Genomic DNA, 16,354 nt, shown 5'->3' with positions numbered 1-16,354 from the left:
GCAAAGCCATGCGCTACCGCGATCGCTTGGGACGGCCGGATATGGCCATGCTTTACAATGTATCTGCCGAATTTGCCTATTCCATGGACCAACGCCCATTGCCCGACCGGGCGCGCAGCGCGGTGTTTTCCTCGGTCCCGGATGCTGTTCTTGTCTCGGGCCAAATCACAGGTGAAGCCGCCCAGATGTCAGACTTGGAAGCGGTGAAAGCCGTCGTGCCCGACGTGGCGGTGTTGGCCAACACTGGCGTCAAGCACAATACGGTGTCGGATGTTTTGGCCGTTGCAGATGGCTGTATCGTCGGGTCATCGCTGAAAGTGGATGGTGACACCTGGAACCCGATCGACCCCGACCGCGCGCGCGACTTCATGGACCGCGTACGACAGGTGCGCGGATGAAAGAGCGTCTCAAACAAGACCTGATGGACTTGATGCAGGTCCCGGGTCTTTCCGGCCACGAAGATCGTGTGCGCCGCGCCATTCGGGAGCGTTTGGACAAGATCGGCGTGGAAAGCCGATCCGATCCCCTTGGCAATCTTGTTGCGCAGTTTCCGGGCGAGGGCCCTGCGGTCATGTTGTTCACGCACATGGACCAGCTTGGGTTCGTGGTGCGCAAGATCGAAACGAACGGGCTGCTCCGTCTCGAACGTCTGGGCGGCGTGCCAGAGCGCGCTCTTGCCGCGCAAGAGGTGTTGATCTGTGTTGGCGAAGGCCGCGATGTGCCAGGTATCATTGCAAACAAAAACCACCACGCAACAGGACCTGACGAAAAGTACACCGTGACCCCATATCGCGAGCTCTTTGTCGATGTCGGGATGTCGTCAGGTACCGAAGCCGAAACGGCCGGCATCCGTATCGGCACGCCGGTAGTTTATGCGCCCCATGCCAGGCAACTGGCGGGTGACCGCGTCATGGGAACAAGTGTCGATGACCGGGCGGGCTGCGCTGTATTGCTGGAAATCGCACGCCGCTTGAAAGACCGGAACGCGGGTCCTCCGGTACATCTGGCATTCACTGTGCAGGAGGAGTTCAACCTGCGCGGTGCACTGCCCCTCGCCCAGACACTGCAAGCGGACATCGCCATTCAAGTCGACCTGATGCTCGCGGCAGATACGCCCGGCATGGACGGGCACGGCGAAATCTCTCTCGGCGCCGGGCCAGGCATCAGTCTTTACTCCTTTCACGGGCGCGGGACGCTCAACGGTGTGATCCCGCACCCCGCAATGGTCGATCTGTTCGAACGAACGGCGCAGTCCGAGTCCATTGCCCTGCAACGCAGCGCGCAGGTCGGGGTGCTCACGGATCTCTCTTATGTGCAACTGGTCGGACAAGGCGTCGCCTCGATCGATGTCGGGTTTCCAATGCGCTACTCCCATTCGGCGCGCGAGGTCTGCGATCTGGGTGATTTGGTCGGGCTGGTACAGGTCATCAGCGCTGCCCTGTCCCGTATCGGCCCCGACTTTTCACTCGACAGGGATGATTATACCTGATGGCGTACACGCTTGGCATCGACATCGGCACTTATGAAACCAAGGGGGTCCTCGTTGACGAAACGGGAAGGGTCCACGCACAGGCGACACGGGGCCACCAGATGCTTGTTCCCCACCCCGGCTGGGCGGAACACCGCCCCGAAGACGATTGGTGGGGCGATTTCGTCTATGTCAGTCGGACATTAGTGAAAGACAGCGGTATCGACCCGGCAGACATCAAGGCGGTCGCCTGTAGCGCGATTGGTCCCTGCATGCTGCCGGTGGATGCGACCGGGACGCCCTTGATGAACGGGGTGCTCTACGGCGTGGATGGGCGGGCCGAGGCCGAAGTGATCGAACTGACGGACCGGATCGGCGAAGAGACCATCATCGCCCGTTGTGGCAACGCGCTGACGTCGCAATCGGTGGGCCCCAAGATCCTGTGGCTCAAGCGGCACCGCCCTGAGGTCTACGCAGACACGGCGCATATCCTGACTTCAACCAGCTTTCTGGTGCAGCGCCTCACCGGCGAAGTGGTCATCGACCACTATACGGCCGCAAACTTCTCTCCTCTCTACGACGTCACGACGCAGTCATGGGTCGACGATCTGGCAGACGACATTCTGCCCCTCAACAAGCTGCCCCGCTTGCTTTGGTCAAACGAGATTGCGGGTCACATCACACCAGCCGCAGCAGCCGAAACGGGCCTGGCAGCAGGGACGCCAGTGACCGCCGGAACGATCGACGCCGCAGCCGAAGCGCTGTCGGTCGGGGTCGATCACCCCGGCGATATGATGATGATGTATGGCTCGACCATCTTTATCATTCTGCGCACGCAAACGCGCGCCGCCGATCCGCGCATATGGTACGCGCCCTGGCTCTTTGAGGGAGAACACGCCTCGATGGCCGGGCTGGCCACGTCGGGCACGCTGACCCATTGGTTCCGGGACCAGGTGGCCCGTGACCTGGATGTGGCAGAGGCGTTTCCCATCCTGGCGGAAGAGGCCGCAGGATCGCCTCCGGGCGCCAATGGCCTGCTGATGCTGCCGTATTTCTCGGGCGAACGCACACCCATCCACGACATCAACGCCAAGGGCGCGCTGTTTGGCCTGAACCTGACCCACACAAGGGGCGACATATACCGCGCCTTGATCGAAGGGATCGCCCACGGCACGCGGCACGTCACCGACACATTCGCCGAACTGGGGCAGTCACCAACCCGATTGCTCGCCGTTGGCGGAGGCACGAAAAATGCGCTCTGGCTGCAAGCCACATCCGACATCACCGGCATAGACCAGATCGTGTGCGAAAAGACGGTCGGGGCCAGCTATGGCGATGCGTTCCTCGCCGCTCTTGCAGTTGGGGTTGTAGAGCGGAACGACATCGCAAAATGGAACCCCGCCCAACATACGATCTCGGCATCCCCACGCGCGGAGTATGACAAGGCGCACACGCTCTTTCGCCGGCTTTATGAGCAAACGAAAGGTATTGCACAGGAGTTGGGGTGAAGGTCGGCTATGCGGGACAAAGCGGACATTTGACGGTTTCAGTCAGCCTCCTTGACGGAAAAATCGCGATAGAAGGCTCCATAGCAGACCAAGATTGCATTCGCATTCTCGATCCGAATTTCACTGAAAAATCAGGACAGAGCTAGTCTTCATGTTGCCACGGGTTAGAAATTGTGGGGCGGCTTGGAACTTCTTCGACATAAGATTCGATAAGGCGGCCAAAGGCCGTTCGCGCAAGCAAGCTATGCTCACGAGAATAACCAAGGCTGGTCACGAAGCTCCAATGAGCGTGCATTGCAGAAACGAATAAAAACGAGAGCTCTTCGCAAGAATGTCCTTTTAGCTCTGGATGTGCGATGGCCAACTCATGGGCCATTACTTTACCTAGGGTCTGGTACTGCAGGCGCATACGACCCCTCAAAGGAAGAGAACCCACCGAAAACGCGATAAGAGCGTCATACACTTCCAAGTCGTTCGGCATTGAAGTAACTTCAGACAAATCAAAGAAGTAATCGAGGAACCAGTCAAGCCGCCCGACTTGGCCTATTTCCACAATACCCTTTACGAGAGTCTCGCGATATTGGTCTGACAGATGATCCGCCAGATCAACCATCAAGCTTTCAACATCTTTGTAGTAATACCGGATAAGTTGACGAGAAAGGCCAGCTTGACTTGCAGTATTCTCAAAGGACAACTCCTGAAGCCCGCGAGATGCGAGCAATCTCGTCGCCGCCTGCAATATCTCGCCTTTCTTGTCCTTGGCTTGATCTTGATTAGACATAGCTTGCTACCAAACAACTTACTTCGGAGGACTTGGTAATCCTAACACTGTTAGGCCAAGCTCCAAAACTCTCATCGATTTCACGATCAGGTACACTGCCACAAAACCAGTTCGATCAAATTCAGCCTGATGTGCCCCCTCAGACGCAGGCCATCTTCATCATTCATCGGGACATAGAATATCGATTCGCTTTCCGGCCTCAAGTGGGCGTGTGCGCACACACGATATCGGATTTTCATTTCGAAAAATACACTGCGTAAATCGCGCCGGTCATAGATTTATTTCCGTTAATATATTGAATTAAAATCGAAAACTCAGCCGCCCGTCCGAAGGGTGTTCGAACTCCCGTATTTCGAGTTTGCAAAACGAAAAACCATTCAGGTTCAAATTGACGCGCGCAGCTTCCATCGTGCAGCGTCGCCCGATAGCGGCGACAGACCGCTTAACTGTATGTTTTCTTTGGGAGTATGGAACGCCTATGATTTTTAAGCTCACATATAAAATGATGTTGCGGTCAGCCACGTGCGCCGCAGCCTTTATTGGGGCCACATCGGTCTCTGCTGCAACTGTTGAATTGGTAGTAAACGGAGATTTCTCTGCGGGATCGACCGGATTCACGTCAGACTTCACAGAGGTCGGAGGAGGTCCCGGGCTTGCACAGTTTTCGATCCGCGACAGCAACTATTTCGGTCTCCTTCCGCAGGACGGCAACTTTATGGCCGTCAACGGTGGAAACCTGGGTGCATTTCCGACAGTATGGTCGCAGGACATTGCGGTCACATTCGGAACCGAATATGCGTTTTCCTTCATGCTGGGCGGCACAACGACGGTACCCACTCCTGCAGGGCAATTGTCGATCCAGTTTGATGGTACGGAAATCCTAAATGCGACAGCATCCACAGGCAGTCCGGCAGCATTCCAGTTGTTCAGCTCAACATTTGTGGCGAGCGCGACCGGGACATTTGCCTTGTCCTTTGTCGAGCAAAGCACCGGGTTCGGCGGGAACGATTATGGCATCGACGACATCTCGCTGACCTTCAATGATAGTGTCGTTTCACCGCCCGCTGTACCCTTGCCAGCTGCCGGTTGGATGTTGTTGGCTAGTCTGGGTGGCTTGGCCGCAATACGACGCCGCAACAAATCTTAGAAGAATGAAATATGTGGTTTGGGAAAGACGGCTCTCGGGCCGTCTTTTTTGCTCCATAAGACGGGGTGCTGAACACCTGAGGCTGCAAAGGTTGTCTGAATTGTTTGGCAATGGTAGCGAAAACACAGGCTGCAAATGTCTCCTTTGGGCTCTGTCCCGACCTTAGCCGCGCATCGCGCCAAGGTCATCCCGCAGCCCAAAGCGGTCATTCATCTTGGGCGCTTCGGTACCAATATGCGGTCCACACCTGTCATTTGTGCTTAGCTATGGGCGGCAACAGACTCACGCCACCTTTCGAGAGTGGATCGTCCGGAAGCCTCTGCCATTCGGACAATGGATTTGGTGCTGGCTCTGCACGTTCCACGAAGGGAAGCTGATCATTCCAAAAACCGCCCCATTCGACACCACACGCGGCCAGTGCTTCCACAACTGCTGATGGCACAAAAACTGGTTGGAACCACTCCGAATGGTCTTTCCCGTTTTCTAGTTCATAGGCGACCCAATCGCTCGATGAGCCATCCAGAATTGTTATCCAAGCAAGTCCCCTTATCGGCAATCCGTGCACAAAAAAGAAACCCTCAGCGAGTACAACACGCTCATGTTCATAGGGCAGCTCTATGGAGGCGAAAGCTGCATCCCGCTGAGCGCTTTCAAGTTCTGCGTTCGCAGTATTGACGCAGGCGACAATGTCCAACGGCTTTTCCGAACTGGGAAAAGCCGGTGAAACCATAAAAAGGAATGTCGCACAAGCTTTGACAAAGTAACGTTTCATGAGCCCGATGTAGTCACCTGGCAACCAGATACCAACGCTTGATGTTTAATAAGTCTTGGCTTGACGCAGACGTTCAACTGGTTTGGTCGGTTGATCACTGCCAGCCCACAGCGGACATTCATCTCCGGCCCTTGAGTCCCAGAAGCGGGACAAATGGGACACGCACAGCCTAGGCCCGAAAGCGCTGTAGGTTTGAGATTTTCATTTGCAGGTGTTTCAACCAACCCAAACTAAGCGAGGTTTCTCAGGCACGTGAATGGCAAATGTGTTTGGACGTTCTCGGGTAACGCAACTATCAGCTTCTCATCACTGAGTTTGGCATATCCTGCAAAGTCGGTCAGAGACGGTATTTCCGATCAGGGGGACGAGATTGGCCCTGATCCGGGAGGAAAACCAGGGCCTGCTTGGGCTTAGCATCATGAACGCGCGCTATGCGGCTTCCATTGCGCCGCCAGCGTCTTTCCATGACCCAATGCCACCGACATTGGCCACGTTCGTAAAGCCCATGTCTTTCAGGGTTTTGCCTGCGAGAGCTGCCTGGCCACCCAAACCACAGACAAGATAGATTTCGGCGTCTTTCTGTAGGGCTTCGTTGTGAACCGGCGTGGCCGGATCAGCAACAAATTCTACAAAGCCGCGAGGAATGCGCAGTGCACCCTGGATAGTGCCTGTCTTGGCGATGTCGGAGCTGTCTCTGACATCAATGAACAGGCCTTTTCCGGCTTTGTGGATTTCGATGGCGTCTGCAGCATCGAGTTTGGCGACCACAGCATTTGCGTCGTCGAGGAAGGATTGTGCAGTTTTCATTGTTTTTCTCCTGATTGTTAGATTGAGTTACGGGAAATCCTGGTGCCGCTCGGGAGGGAAGCGGCACCAAGCACGAAGCAACTTACTTGGCCGCTTCAATGATCAGATCTGCAACGATCTGGGGGTTGGTCAGCATCGGCACGTGGCTCGTTTCAATTTCGATAGCGGTGGCGTTCAGCTTCTCAACCTGCGCGCGCTGAATTTCAGTGTGCGTCATGCGGTCCTGGGTCGAGACAATTGCGAAGTTGGGCTTTGTTTCCCAAGCAGCAACGGTAATCTCGGTGCCGAGTGCTTTGCTGTTGATCGGACCCTGAGTGGCGGCAATCAATGCGATTTCGTCCGCAGGCAGGTCGAAGGCAAAGTGCTCAGCCATACCTTGATCGCTCAGCTTGTAGAAGCCGGCCTCGTCTTTCTCCAGGTGATCCAGGCCGTCGGCGTGGGGAAAGTCCTGGGTGTAGGAACCGAGCGACTGACCAACGTCAGGTGCAAATGCAGAGACATAAACCAGTGATTGCACTTTGTCCTGTGCGCCGGCTTCAGTAATGACCATGCCACCCCACGAGTGGCCGACCAAAACAACGGGGCCTTCCGAGCGTGCGATTGCGCGGTTAGTCACGGCAACATCATCCTGAAGCGACGTCAGCGGAATCTGTGCCGCGATGACGTCGAGGCCGGCTTCTTCGAGAATTGGGATGACTCTGTTCCAGGCCGAACCGTCAGCAAAGGCACCATGCACGAGCACGACTGATTTTGCAGTCAGGTCTTCTTCAGCCATTGCGGCGGTTCCGCCAATGTTGACGGCGAGGGCCGCTACAGAGGCAAGTGTTTTTAATACAATACGGCGGTTCATAGTTGGTCTCCTTTGGGATAACTGAGGCTTCTTTTTGTCTAGTGCACTAGATATATCTGAAATATCAATGCATAGTGCACTAGTCAATTTCACTGAATCCGAATAACCCGATCAGAAAGCCGATCCTGAGAACATCTCGCTGCTTAGGTTATTCTCTCTCGCAACACGCTGAGATCGCGGACGATTCTTTCTGCATCTTCGTGTGTGATGCCAAGAGCTCCTCCCAGTTGGGGCGGAACTTCAAGAGCCTTTTCCCGGAGGGCCAAACCTTTTTCTGTTAGGTGCACTTCAAGCTGGCGAGCGTCGTTACTGCTGCGCTGACGTTTCACGAGGCCCAGTTTTTCAATCCTTTGGATCAAGGGCGTGGCCGTTGCACCTTCCAGTTCCAGCTTGTCAGCGATCTGCTGAACGCTTAGCCCATCGCGTTCCCAAAGAACCAATAGGGTGAGGTACTGTGGGTATGTGAGTTTCATTTCGTCCAACAGCGACGCGTAAACCTTGGTGATCGCCCGAGAGGTTGCGTACAGTGCAAAGCACAGCTGGTGATTGAGGATCAGAGGGTTTGTACTTTCGGGCATCGACTTGTACTCGCACAGAAGTGAGGCATCCTATTATTGCCTAGCGCGCTAGGCAATCAACCCCCTCAAGTCAAAAACCTGTCAGGTGTGCGGCATATGCTGAATGATGAAGCGTTACGTTCGGGCATACAGCAAGAGCGGCCCAGCCTACCAAGGGTGTAGGCTGGGCCGGAACTTAGGAATCCGCGTAGGGATTTGCCAGTATCCAGTTCCAATGCGAGATGGATACGTTTTGGAACAGGCCTTTCTGCGCATAAGGATCTGCTGATGCAAAGGCTTCCGCCTCAGCTTGGTCTGCAACGTCAATTAGCAAAAGCGACCCGTTTGGGTGCCCCGATGCGTCCAGAGTAGGGCCGGCCCCTTTGAGGCGGTCTCCCAGGCTTTTTAGATGGCGGACGTGGGCCGGGCGTGTTTCTTGCCTTAAGGCCAGTTTTCCCGGTTTGTCCTTGCAAAAGATTGCGAAGATCATGGCGATGGCCGCTGGTTGGGAAACGCTTTCATTTGGCCAGGATCATGGAGACTTCGACCAAAACGGGGGCACCAGGCTTGCCGCCTGGAAGTGCGCCCACCTCGACGGCCGCGCGGGCCGGGGGAATGTCGCCCTCGTTCCAGTATTTGCCATAAACGCCATTGAACGGGCCGAAGTTTCCTATGTCCGACAAGAAAACCGTCGCGCGGACAGCATCATTGAACGTATATCCCGCCTCATCGAGCACATCTTTGATGTTCTGCATGACGATTTCTGTTTGGTCTTGAATGTCATCGACACCATCGCGTGCATTGGCCGGGATTTCGCCACCCACATATGCAATCTGTCCGGAGACAAAGAGCATGCCGTTGGCCAGTTTGATGCCCGGTGTATAGGGCGCGATCGGGTTGGCACCTTCCGGATGGATGGCCGTTTTGACACTGTCTGCCAAAGCCGGCCCAGCCAACAAGGTTGCAAGTAGGAAGAGTGCGAACGTTTTCATTTGATTTCCTCTCTGAGTATATCGCCCCGGCCTTGTGCCGACCGGTGGCGAAGTTGAATGCACAGCACCTGCGACTGTGGGGTCGAGATACGCTTAAACAGCGCCCTCATATTCACCCCGGGCGGGGTAGTTATTAGCGATGACAAAATCCAATGCGCCAACGAAGTCTTTGAAGTGGGGCCTGACAAACGGCATCGTCTGAACAACGCCGAAATAAAGCGATTGGTCGGGAGAAACGAGAAATACACCTGGTTCCGAGAACAGCGCCGGCTCTTCGACATCGATGGAGGTCTTTCCGCGCGACGTGGAGATATAAAGACCCCACTGACGTGCGACGTCCAGCGGCAGATCGTAACCGAATCTCAGTTTTTCCGCCTTGATCTTGTCTGCCATCAAGCGCGCGCGTTCTTCGGTATCGGAGCTGACCGCGACGACGTTGACGCCCCGTTCTGCGAACTGATCGGCCAGGCGTTCGAGTTCGGTTAGATAAGTCGCGCAGATCGGACAGTGGTACCCGCGATAAAAGCAGACAAGCGTACCGCGCTCCGAGGTTTCATCTCCTAGCTCAAAGTGGCCGTGATCCAGCGTGGGCACGGACAGGTCAGGGGTTTTTTTACGAGGCATTAGCATAAGGGAACTCCATTCTTTTCCTTGTGCACTAGTCTATACGTCCTTAATGTCGTATAAATCCGAAATACCCGATCAAAGGTACGACATGGCCCGCATTGATAGACTGACGTCGCTACTCGATCATTTCCGACTGAGAGTTGAGGGCGCGCCACTTACAGAAGCTAATCTTGTTGCTTTGAAGCATCCCGAAACGTCAGATAGCACGCTGATCTTTCGGCCAAGGAACAGCGGGATCGAACCCAATCGCAGCGAACCGCTCTTCGCACTGCATGTCGATTTTGGAAACCAATCAAATCCGCTGCGCAAGGCTCTGCCGGGCCGGGTTGTTGAAAAGGTCGAACCGATGAGCGATATGGGCAACCTCGTTTCCTTGCTGGCGTCGGAGCAAGCTGGGCAACGCTGCGGAACACCGGCCGTGTTGGGTCGCCTTGGAGAGGTCTTAGTCGTTCGTATGCTCCGGTTGCAGTTGGATCGCGGAATGACGACACCGGGGCTTCTCGGCGGCTTGGCCAATCCGCGTATCTCACAGGCGATCGTCGCTATTCATGAAAATCCGGGCAAGCTATGGCAGAATGTCGATCTGGCGGAGGTTGCCGGCCTGTCTCACAGCCGGTTTAAGGAACTGTTTTCAGAGCTCGTCGGCGAGACCCCTGGTAGCTATCTACGCCGCTGGCGGCTTACGCTGGCGCGTATCGATCTCGAAAAGGGGGATCGTGTGGACAGGATCGCCAACCGCTATGGATACACGGCTCCTGATGCGTTTTCACGGGCTTTCCAAAAGGAGTTTGGGGTGCGACCACGCGAAAGCATGCGAACCTAGGCCCTCCCTCCGGCCCTTCTTCGTTGACCTCAGACACCGACCTTCAGGCCGTGTTCAATGACACATCTCACATTCCTGTTGATGTCTGCTCCTAGGTAATCCGCGCCAATTCCTGCACCGGCACGAAATATCAAACCCCGCCTGAGATCAAACAACAGTTTCGCCCGATCATGTGACGGGAAGTGTTTTGGCAGTCTCATGATCTGAACGGTAGGTTTGTCCCGCGACCTGAAAATTGCTGTCTCAATCTTCTCCGCGCTACAAACCAATGACCGGTTTCCCTGCCGCCGCGCCGCGTCATGAACCAAGCACATGCAGCGATTTTCCTGCTGCGAGCGCGCGCAGCAAGAAATTGCGATGACCGCCATGGGCTCAAACCAGCCATCTACCCCGTGACTACTTCACCGCTCCTGCCGCCATGCCCTTGATGATGTATTTCTCGAGAAAGATGGCGACGATGATCAGTGGCAGGATCGCGGCCGAAGACAGCGCCGCCATGGACCACCAGTTGATCCCTTGCGACCCGGTCTGACTGGCCACCATGACGGGCAGGGTTGTGGCATTGGTCGAACTCAGCAAAGCGGCAAAGAAGTATTCGTTCCAGCACAGCACGAGGCTCAGGATGAATGCCGCGACCATGCCCGGAAGCGCGATGGGCAAAACAATCTGGATGAAGGCACCCCAGATGCCCAAACCATCGACGAGGGCGGCCTCTTCCAGCTCAACCGGAATACCCTGGAACTGATCGCGCATGATCCAGATCACGATGGGCAGCACCATCAGAGTGTACAGCAAGATCAGACCAATCTGGCTGTCGAGCAAATCAAGCGAGCGGTAGAGCACGAGGAATGGCAGGGCCAGAACCACGGGCGGCAGGATCATCTGGCTCAGGAAAAAGAACGAGATGTCCGAGTTACGCATGAACCCGAACCGGTAATTGAACCGGGACAGACCATAGGCAGCCAGCGACCCCAGAACGACGGCAAGCAACGACGCTGAGGTGGCAACAATTGCACTGTTCCAGAAGCGTTTCAGAAACTCTTCCCGCACGGTCGACACTTCTCCGATCAGGCGCGGAGAAATGCCAAGCGACTCCCACCCCTTCCAGCGCGGGGCGAAATCCCACCAGGGTACCATGTTGCCCCGCATCACGTCCGGGGCCAGCTTGAAGGACGTCGTGATGGTCCAGTAGATCGGGAATAAGCACACGATGGCCCAGACGATCAGCGCGGTATAAATGGCCACGCGACTGGTCCACCATTTCATACGGACTGCGCGATCCGCGTCGTGATCCTTGAAAACAGCAGCATCGGTCATGCGGGGCGCTCCATCCAACGGCTCACCAGCTTGAGCAGCAGCGTGACAAAAATGACGATGAGCACCAGGTACACCATCGCCAGAAGCGTGCCATATCCCACGTTCGATCGGTCGCGGTACTCCCGAAAGATGAAACTGGTGACCGAGTCAGTGGCGCCGCCCGGTCCGCCAGATGTGACGTTGATGATGATATCCGCCAGCTTCAGTTTGAAGATGACGCGGATCACGATGGCCGTGACAGACACTGGCAACATCAAGGGAAAGATCACCTCTTTGAAGCTTTGCCAGCCCGACGCCCCGTCCACTTTTGAGGCTTCGATCACCTCGCGCGGCAGCGCCTGAAGCCCCGCCAGCAGCATGATCATCATGAACGGGATAAAGGTCCACGCGTCCATGGCCATGATCATGAACCGGGCAATCTCCGGGCTGCCAAAGAAACTCGGTTCGAACCCAAGTTCGCGCACAAGCCGCGAGATGGGGCCGAACCGCACCTCCAACATCGATTTGCCAATCATCCACGACACCGCAACCGGGCTCAGCATCAGGGGCAGCAGAAAGACAACGCGAAAGAACTTGCGCGCCCGGATTTGCGCGTTGAGGAGCAGCGCAAGGCCGAAGGCGATCACGTATTCCACGCTGACCGCCAAGACGTAGTAAACCATGTTTTTCAGTGCGTTCCAGTAGAACTGGTCGTTCCACATCTGCACCATGTTCGCCCAGCCATTGGGCTTTGGGCCATCAACGGACGCCAGGTTCCAATCCGTGAACGAGATATAGAGCGCAAAAAGCAATGGAAAGACAACGAGGCTGATCACGAACAACGCGGCAGGCAATACAAAAAGCGTCCGCTTGCCCGCTTCGCCCCGAACCATGACCTGCGATACGCAGAGCGCCGTCGCCCAAAGCATGTACGCGTACAGCACGGGGCGCCAATTTCCGAAACCCTGGCCAACGCGGTCCATCTCGAACGCCATTTGCCATGCGGCAAGGCCGACACACAGCAGTCCCGCACCCCAGACCATGCTTTTTCCCAAGCGCTTTCGCGTGTCGGAAATGTCATCGGCGGTTACTGTGTGAAGAAGGTCGCCTTCAGCGCTCATAATGCAATAAGTGGCCTATATTATCCGTGAATTAGGCGACGCCGTTGCGCCGCCCAAACTTGATGTTCGCCAGGATCAGAGACCCAGAGATGCCCGATACACCGCTATCTGACTGTCGCGCCCGATCTGATCGGTGATCTCTTCCCAGGCTGCAGCAATGGCATCAGCCGTTTCCTGCGCCGATCCATACTGTCCCGCATAGCCCTTGGCCAATTCATCCTCGGCAACCGAGTAATACTGGAAGATGCCGGGGATGCGGGGTTCAATGGCTGCGTTGGGGTGGTTGTAACTGTCGGCGTTCGAGCCAAGGTAATCCTCGATATACGCGCGGTCGTAGCCTGCCTCTTCCCACTCTTCGAACTGGAAGTGCGAGTTGCGGTAGGGCTGGAAACCCGACGGATAAGCCGACGCCCAAAGCGACAGGTCCTTGCCGCCCAGATGGGCAGCTGCGGACCAGGCTGCCTTCTTCTTCTTCTCGTCGCCTTCGACCGTGGCCATGACATAAACTCCCCAGCCGATATAGGCCATGTTGGGTGCCTCGTTGCGGGTGTCTTCCCATGCGCCGGACTGTGCGTTGTAGACCCGGTCCGAGGCCGGGTTGATGCCAAAGCCAACCACATCGCCGACAACGGAAGTGTCCGATGTACGGGCCGACGACCCCACATCGCCCCACCACATCAGCATGGAACCGGTCCCTGCAAGGAATTGCTGGAAGGCCGTCGTGCCAGGGTCCGCATTGATCTGGTCCGCCGGGTAAGCGCCCGCTTCAATCAGGTCCATCACGTCCTGAATGGCTTGCACCCAGGCAGGGTTGTTGACCATCGGCGCCATGGTGTCGGGATCAAAGAGCCACGCGGGCGAATTCGGGTGTTTCGCATAAGCCGCAGCACGGTTTTCCAGGAAGTAGAAACCAAAGCCGCCCCAGCCCTTCAACGGATCAAGATAGCCATGTGCGGGCAGACCGGTCAGCGGGTCCTCCTTGCCAACGAGATCCTTGGAGACCTGGTTGATCTCTTGCCAGGTGGTCGGCACCTCGGCACCACCAATACCGTCGGGTCCGAAATAGTCCTTACGATATGCAAAGCTGTGGCAATCGCCGTCAATGGACACACGGTACGTCTTGCCATCCCAGGTGCCCACGGGGGCCTTGAGGTAGTCGACATAGTCGTCCATGTCGATCTGTTCCTTGACCCAGTCAGGCATCTCGGACGCGAGGCCCTTGCCCAGCACGTCGCCTTCGAACGGCGCGCCCATTTCGATGATATCGAAGTCAACGGTGCCCGTGGCAATCGACTGTTGCAGGCGGGCGTTATAGTCGGCTTGCGCCAGGTCGATCCAGTTGATCTTGGCCCCGGTATAAGCTTCCCAAGGCTTCAGGAATCCACGGAACAGGAAGTTGTGCAGGTTCTGGTTATTCAGGCCCATGAACGTCAGTTCGACGCCTTCGAACTCGCCTTCGGCCACGTTCTCCTTGGTTGCGCCAAGGCACATTTCACCAACTTTCTGCCAATCGCTGTCGGTGGGCGATCCGGCCCCGACTCCGGGAATTTTCAGGATTTCGGCACGGATGTTTCCGTGTCCATCCGCCATGGCCGCGCCCTTGGGCATCATGGCTGCAGCACCCACCGCCGCGGTGCCTTTCAGCATCTGCCGCCGGTTCATTTTCTGCGCCGCTCTAATGAAATTATACAATCCGGTCTTCATATCCATCCTCCCTGGATCTCGTGATACAAATCATCCTTGGGCAGATGGTGGGGCGCATTTTTTGTTATTTTTTCTGGGTGATAGCGCCTCGTACTCCCCCGAGGAACTCTCACTATGCGTGAGATTTACGTTAAGTCAACAAAAGCTGACCCGGATGCGTGGACAACAAAAACCCCTTTCACTAGCATCCAATTTCTAAGTGGAGGGAAGCCGCGCATGGCAGGCGTCAAGATTCAGGACATCCGAAAATCATACGGTGCCGTAGAGGTGATCCACGGCGTCAACGTGGACATCGGCGACGGGGAATTCGTGGCGCTTGTTGGCCCATCGGGGTGCGGGAAGTCGACGCTCTTGCGCATGATCGCCGGGCTAGAGCCGATCAACGGCGGCACCATCGCCATCGGTGATCTTGTCGTGAACAACCTGCCGCCCGCGGAACGGGATATCGCCATGGTGTTCCAGACCTACGCGCTGTATCCGCACAAATCCGTCGCTGAAAACATGGGTTTTGCGCTGAAAGTGTCCAAGGTCGACCGGGCAGAGATTGCCCGCCGGGTCAAAGAAGCCGCCGAAATCCTCAGCCTCACCGAATATCTCGACCGCAAGCCTCGCCACCTCTCCGGCGGGCAGCGGCAACGTGTGGCGATGGGCCGTGCCATTGTGCGCGACCCGCAAGTGTTCCTGTTTGACGAACCTTTGTCCAATCTCGATGCCAAACTGCGCATCCAGATGCGGACGGAAATCAAGGAACTGCACCAGCGGCTCAAGACCACGACCATCTTCGTCACCCACGACCAGATCGAGGCGATGACACTGGCCGACCGCATCGTCGTCATGCAAGGCGGCAACATCGAACAGGTCGGCACACCGCTTGAACTTTATGACAACCCGGCAAATGAGTTCGTGGCAACGTTCATCGGCGCGCCGTCCATGAACCTGCTCGACGCGGAATTGGCGGAAGGAAAGATCCGGCTGCACAGTCACGTGTTTGCGGGGCCTGCGGGGACCGGCAAAGTCCGCCTCGGCGTACGCCCCGAGCATTTGCAGCTGGCCGAAACAGGGCTGCCAATGCAGGTAAAGGTGGTCGAGCCTACGGGCTCCGAGACAATGGTGTTCCTGACCTATCAAGGTCAGGACGTCACCGCCGTTTTCCGCGAACGACACGCTTTTGAACCGGGCCAAACCGTGCATCTGGCCCCCGATCCCGACAAACTGCATGTGTTTGGTACAAAAACGAGCGCGCGCATTCCGTAGTTCTGTGGTCTTGCGTCTGCAGACTTTATTGCCGTTTGTATGGAGTTGGTCCTATCCTGATTGAATGGCGATACTAATTTCCATGTCAGGGCTTCCTGGGGTCGGCAAGACAACGGTCGCAAAGAGCTTGTCCGCGCAGAGCAAGGCCGTGCATCTACGTGTGGATTCTGTTGAGGCTGCGCTAATGAGTAGCGTACTGAACATACACCCAGCAGAAGATGCAGGGTATTTGGCAATCGCTTCTGTCGCGAAAGATAATCTCCTACTTGGTTTCGATGCAATCGCAGACACGGTGAATCCAATTGAAATTACAAGGGAATTGTGGGCGCTAACCGCCGCTGCTGCATCGGCGCAACTCTTAAATGTCGAAGTCGTTTGTTCAGATGCAGATGTCCATCGGCAACGGGTCGAAACCCGCAAGAGCGACATTGAGGGGCTTGCAGTCCCTAGTTGGAAGGCCGTTTCTCAGCGTGAGTTCGAACATTGGCGCACTGACCGACTCGTCGTGGATACAAGTGTCAGTAGCGTTGAAGAGTGTGCTGCGATGATTGCAGGCGAGATGGAAAATTTAAGGTCGACGGCTTGGTAGGTTTGGCCTCAAACCGGCTCTTGGGTCCAAACACATCCTCCGCTACCGTATGCCAAAA

At 56.2% G+C, this 16,354-nt stretch carries 18 protein-coding genes; 7 read left to right on the top strand and 11 right to left on the bottom strand.

Going from position 1 to position 16,354, the window contains the following annotated elements; genetic code table 11:
• The 3 genes from AC6RA8_RS06110 to AC6RA8_RS06100 form a co-directional block, all read left to right on the top strand.
• Positions 1-398 (top strand): BtpA/SgcQ family protein (locus AC6RA8_RS06110; RefSeq protein WP_500351263.1); only part of this gene is annotated, 398 nt, incomplete at its 5' end.
• Entirely contained in the window at positions 395-1,489 is a 1,095-nt protein-coding gene (locus AC6RA8_RS06105) for a M42 family metallopeptidase (protein WP_500351261.1), read from the top strand. The genes AC6RA8_RS06110 and AC6RA8_RS06105, both read left to right, overlap by 4 nt.
• Positions 1,489-2,976, top strand: coding sequence for an FGGY-family carbohydrate kinase (locus AC6RA8_RS06100; protein ID WP_500351259.1), 1,488 nt, complete (start codon positions 1,489-1,491; stop codon positions 2,974-2,976). Before AC6RA8_RS06105 ends, AC6RA8_RS06100 begins: the two co-directional genes overlap by 1 nt.
• 142 nt (positions 2,977-3,118) lie before the next feature.
• Here AC6RA8_RS06100 and AC6RA8_RS06095 read toward each other — a convergent pair whose 3' ends face one another.
• Positions 3,119-3,757 carry a TetR/AcrR family transcriptional regulator gene (locus AC6RA8_RS06095; RefSeq protein WP_500351257.1) on the bottom strand — a complete coding sequence of 213 codons (639 nt, stop codon included), beginning with the start codon at positions 3,755-3,757 and terminating at the stop codon, positions 3,119-3,121.
• Positions 3,758-4,259: 502 nt separating this feature from the next.
• Here AC6RA8_RS06095 and AC6RA8_RS06090 point away from each other — a divergent pair.
• Positions 4,260-4,904 carry a VPLPA-CTERM sorting domain-containing protein gene (locus AC6RA8_RS06090; RefSeq protein ID WP_500351255.1) on the top strand — a complete coding sequence of 215 codons (645 nt, stop codon included), beginning with the start codon at positions 4,260-4,262 and terminating at the stop codon, positions 4,902-4,904.
• A 250-nt stretch (positions 4,905-5,154) separates the two neighbouring features.
• Here the strand turns inward: AC6RA8_RS06090 and AC6RA8_RS06085 are convergent, their stop codons facing one another.
• The 7 genes from AC6RA8_RS06085 to AC6RA8_RS06055 form a co-directional block, all read right to left on the bottom strand.
• Positions 5,155-5,676, bottom strand: coding sequence for a hypothetical protein (locus tag AC6RA8_RS06085; RefSeq protein ID WP_500351253.1), 522 nt, complete (start codon positions 5,674-5,676; stop codon positions 5,155-5,157).
• A gap of 429 nt (positions 5,677-6,105) precedes the next feature.
• Entirely contained in the window at positions 6,106-6,483 is a 378-nt protein-coding gene (locus tag AC6RA8_RS06080; RefSeq protein WP_500351252.1) for a rhodanese-like domain-containing protein, read from the bottom strand.
• Between the two features lie 82 nt (positions 6,484-6,565).
• The gene (locus AC6RA8_RS06075) at positions 6,566-7,333 is read right to left on the bottom strand and encodes an alpha/beta fold hydrolase (RefSeq protein WP_500351251.1); all 768 of its coding nucleotides are present in this window, start codon (positions 7,331-7,333) and stop codon (positions 6,566-6,568) included.
• 143 nt (positions 7,334-7,476) lie between these two features.
• Complete coding sequence (locus AC6RA8_RS06070) at positions 7,477-7,911, bottom strand: MarR family winged helix-turn-helix transcriptional regulator (protein ID WP_500351250.1); 435 nt, start codon at positions 7,909-7,911, stop codon at positions 7,477-7,479.
• Between the two features lie 175 nt (positions 7,912-8,086).
• Positions 8,087-8,380, bottom strand: coding sequence for a YciI family protein (locus tag AC6RA8_RS06065; protein WP_500351249.1), 294 nt, complete (start codon positions 8,378-8,380; stop codon positions 8,087-8,089).
• Between the two features lie 28 nt (positions 8,381-8,408).
• Positions 8,409-8,882 (bottom strand): RidA family protein, encoded by a 474-nt coding sequence (locus AC6RA8_RS06060; protein ID WP_500351248.1) that lies wholly within the window; start codon positions 8,880-8,882, stop codon positions 8,409-8,411.
• Positions 8,883-8,975: 93 nt separating this feature from the next.
• On the bottom strand, positions 8,976-9,512 hold the full coding sequence (locus AC6RA8_RS06055) for a peroxiredoxin-like family protein (RefSeq protein WP_500351247.1): 537 nt from the start codon (positions 9,510-9,512) through the stop codon (positions 8,976-8,978).
• Between the two features lie 85 nt (positions 9,513-9,597).
• Between AC6RA8_RS06055 and AC6RA8_RS06050 the strand changes: the two genes are divergently transcribed.
• Positions 9,598-10,332 (top strand): helix-turn-helix transcriptional regulator, encoded by a 735-nt coding sequence (locus AC6RA8_RS06050; RefSeq protein WP_500351245.1) that lies wholly within the window; start codon positions 9,598-9,600, stop codon positions 10,330-10,332.
• A gap of 396 nt (positions 10,333-10,728) precedes the next feature.
• Here the strand turns inward: AC6RA8_RS06050 and AC6RA8_RS06045 are convergent, their stop codons facing one another.
• The 3 genes from AC6RA8_RS06045 to AC6RA8_RS06035 all read right to left on the bottom strand — a co-directional run bounded on the left by AC6RA8_RS06045 (position 10,729) and on the right by AC6RA8_RS06035 (position 14,453).
• The gene (locus AC6RA8_RS06045; protein WP_500351243.1) at positions 10,729-11,649 is read right to left on the bottom strand and encodes a carbohydrate ABC transporter permease; all 921 of its coding nucleotides are present in this window, start codon (positions 11,647-11,649) and stop codon (positions 10,729-10,731) included.
• A complete protein-coding gene (locus AC6RA8_RS06040; protein WP_500351242.1) occupies positions 11,646-12,749 on the bottom strand; it encodes a carbohydrate ABC transporter permease in 1,104 nt (367 codons plus the stop codon). Before AC6RA8_RS06040 ends, AC6RA8_RS06045 begins: the two co-directional genes overlap by 4 nt.
• Before the next feature lie 75 nt (positions 12,750-12,824).
• Positions 12,825-14,453: an extracellular solute-binding protein gene (locus tag AC6RA8_RS06035; protein ID WP_500351241.1), complete on the bottom strand. Its 1,629-nt coding sequence runs from the start codon at positions 14,451-14,453 to the stop codon at positions 12,825-12,827.
• Positions 14,454-14,669: 216 nt separating this feature from the next.
• Here AC6RA8_RS06035 and AC6RA8_RS06030 point away from each other — a divergent pair, with 216 nt between their 5' ends.
• Both AC6RA8_RS06030 and AC6RA8_RS06025 read left to right on the top strand, forming a co-directional pair.
• A complete protein-coding gene (locus AC6RA8_RS06030; protein ID WP_500351239.1) occupies positions 14,670-15,707 on the top strand; it encodes an ABC transporter ATP-binding protein in 1,038 nt (345 codons plus the stop codon).
• Positions 15,708-15,771: 64 nt separating this feature from the next.
• A complete protein-coding gene (locus AC6RA8_RS06025; RefSeq protein WP_500351237.1) occupies positions 15,772-16,296 on the top strand; it encodes a P-loop nucleotide/nucleoside kinase family protein in 525 nt (174 codons plus the stop codon).
• Positions 16,297-16,354 lie beyond the last annotated feature (58 nt).

It is taken from the genome of Tateyamaria sp. (genome assembly GCF_059783535.1).
Note: the sequence above shows the minus strand (reverse complement) of the source record. Positions and strands in the feature narration are given on the sequence as shown.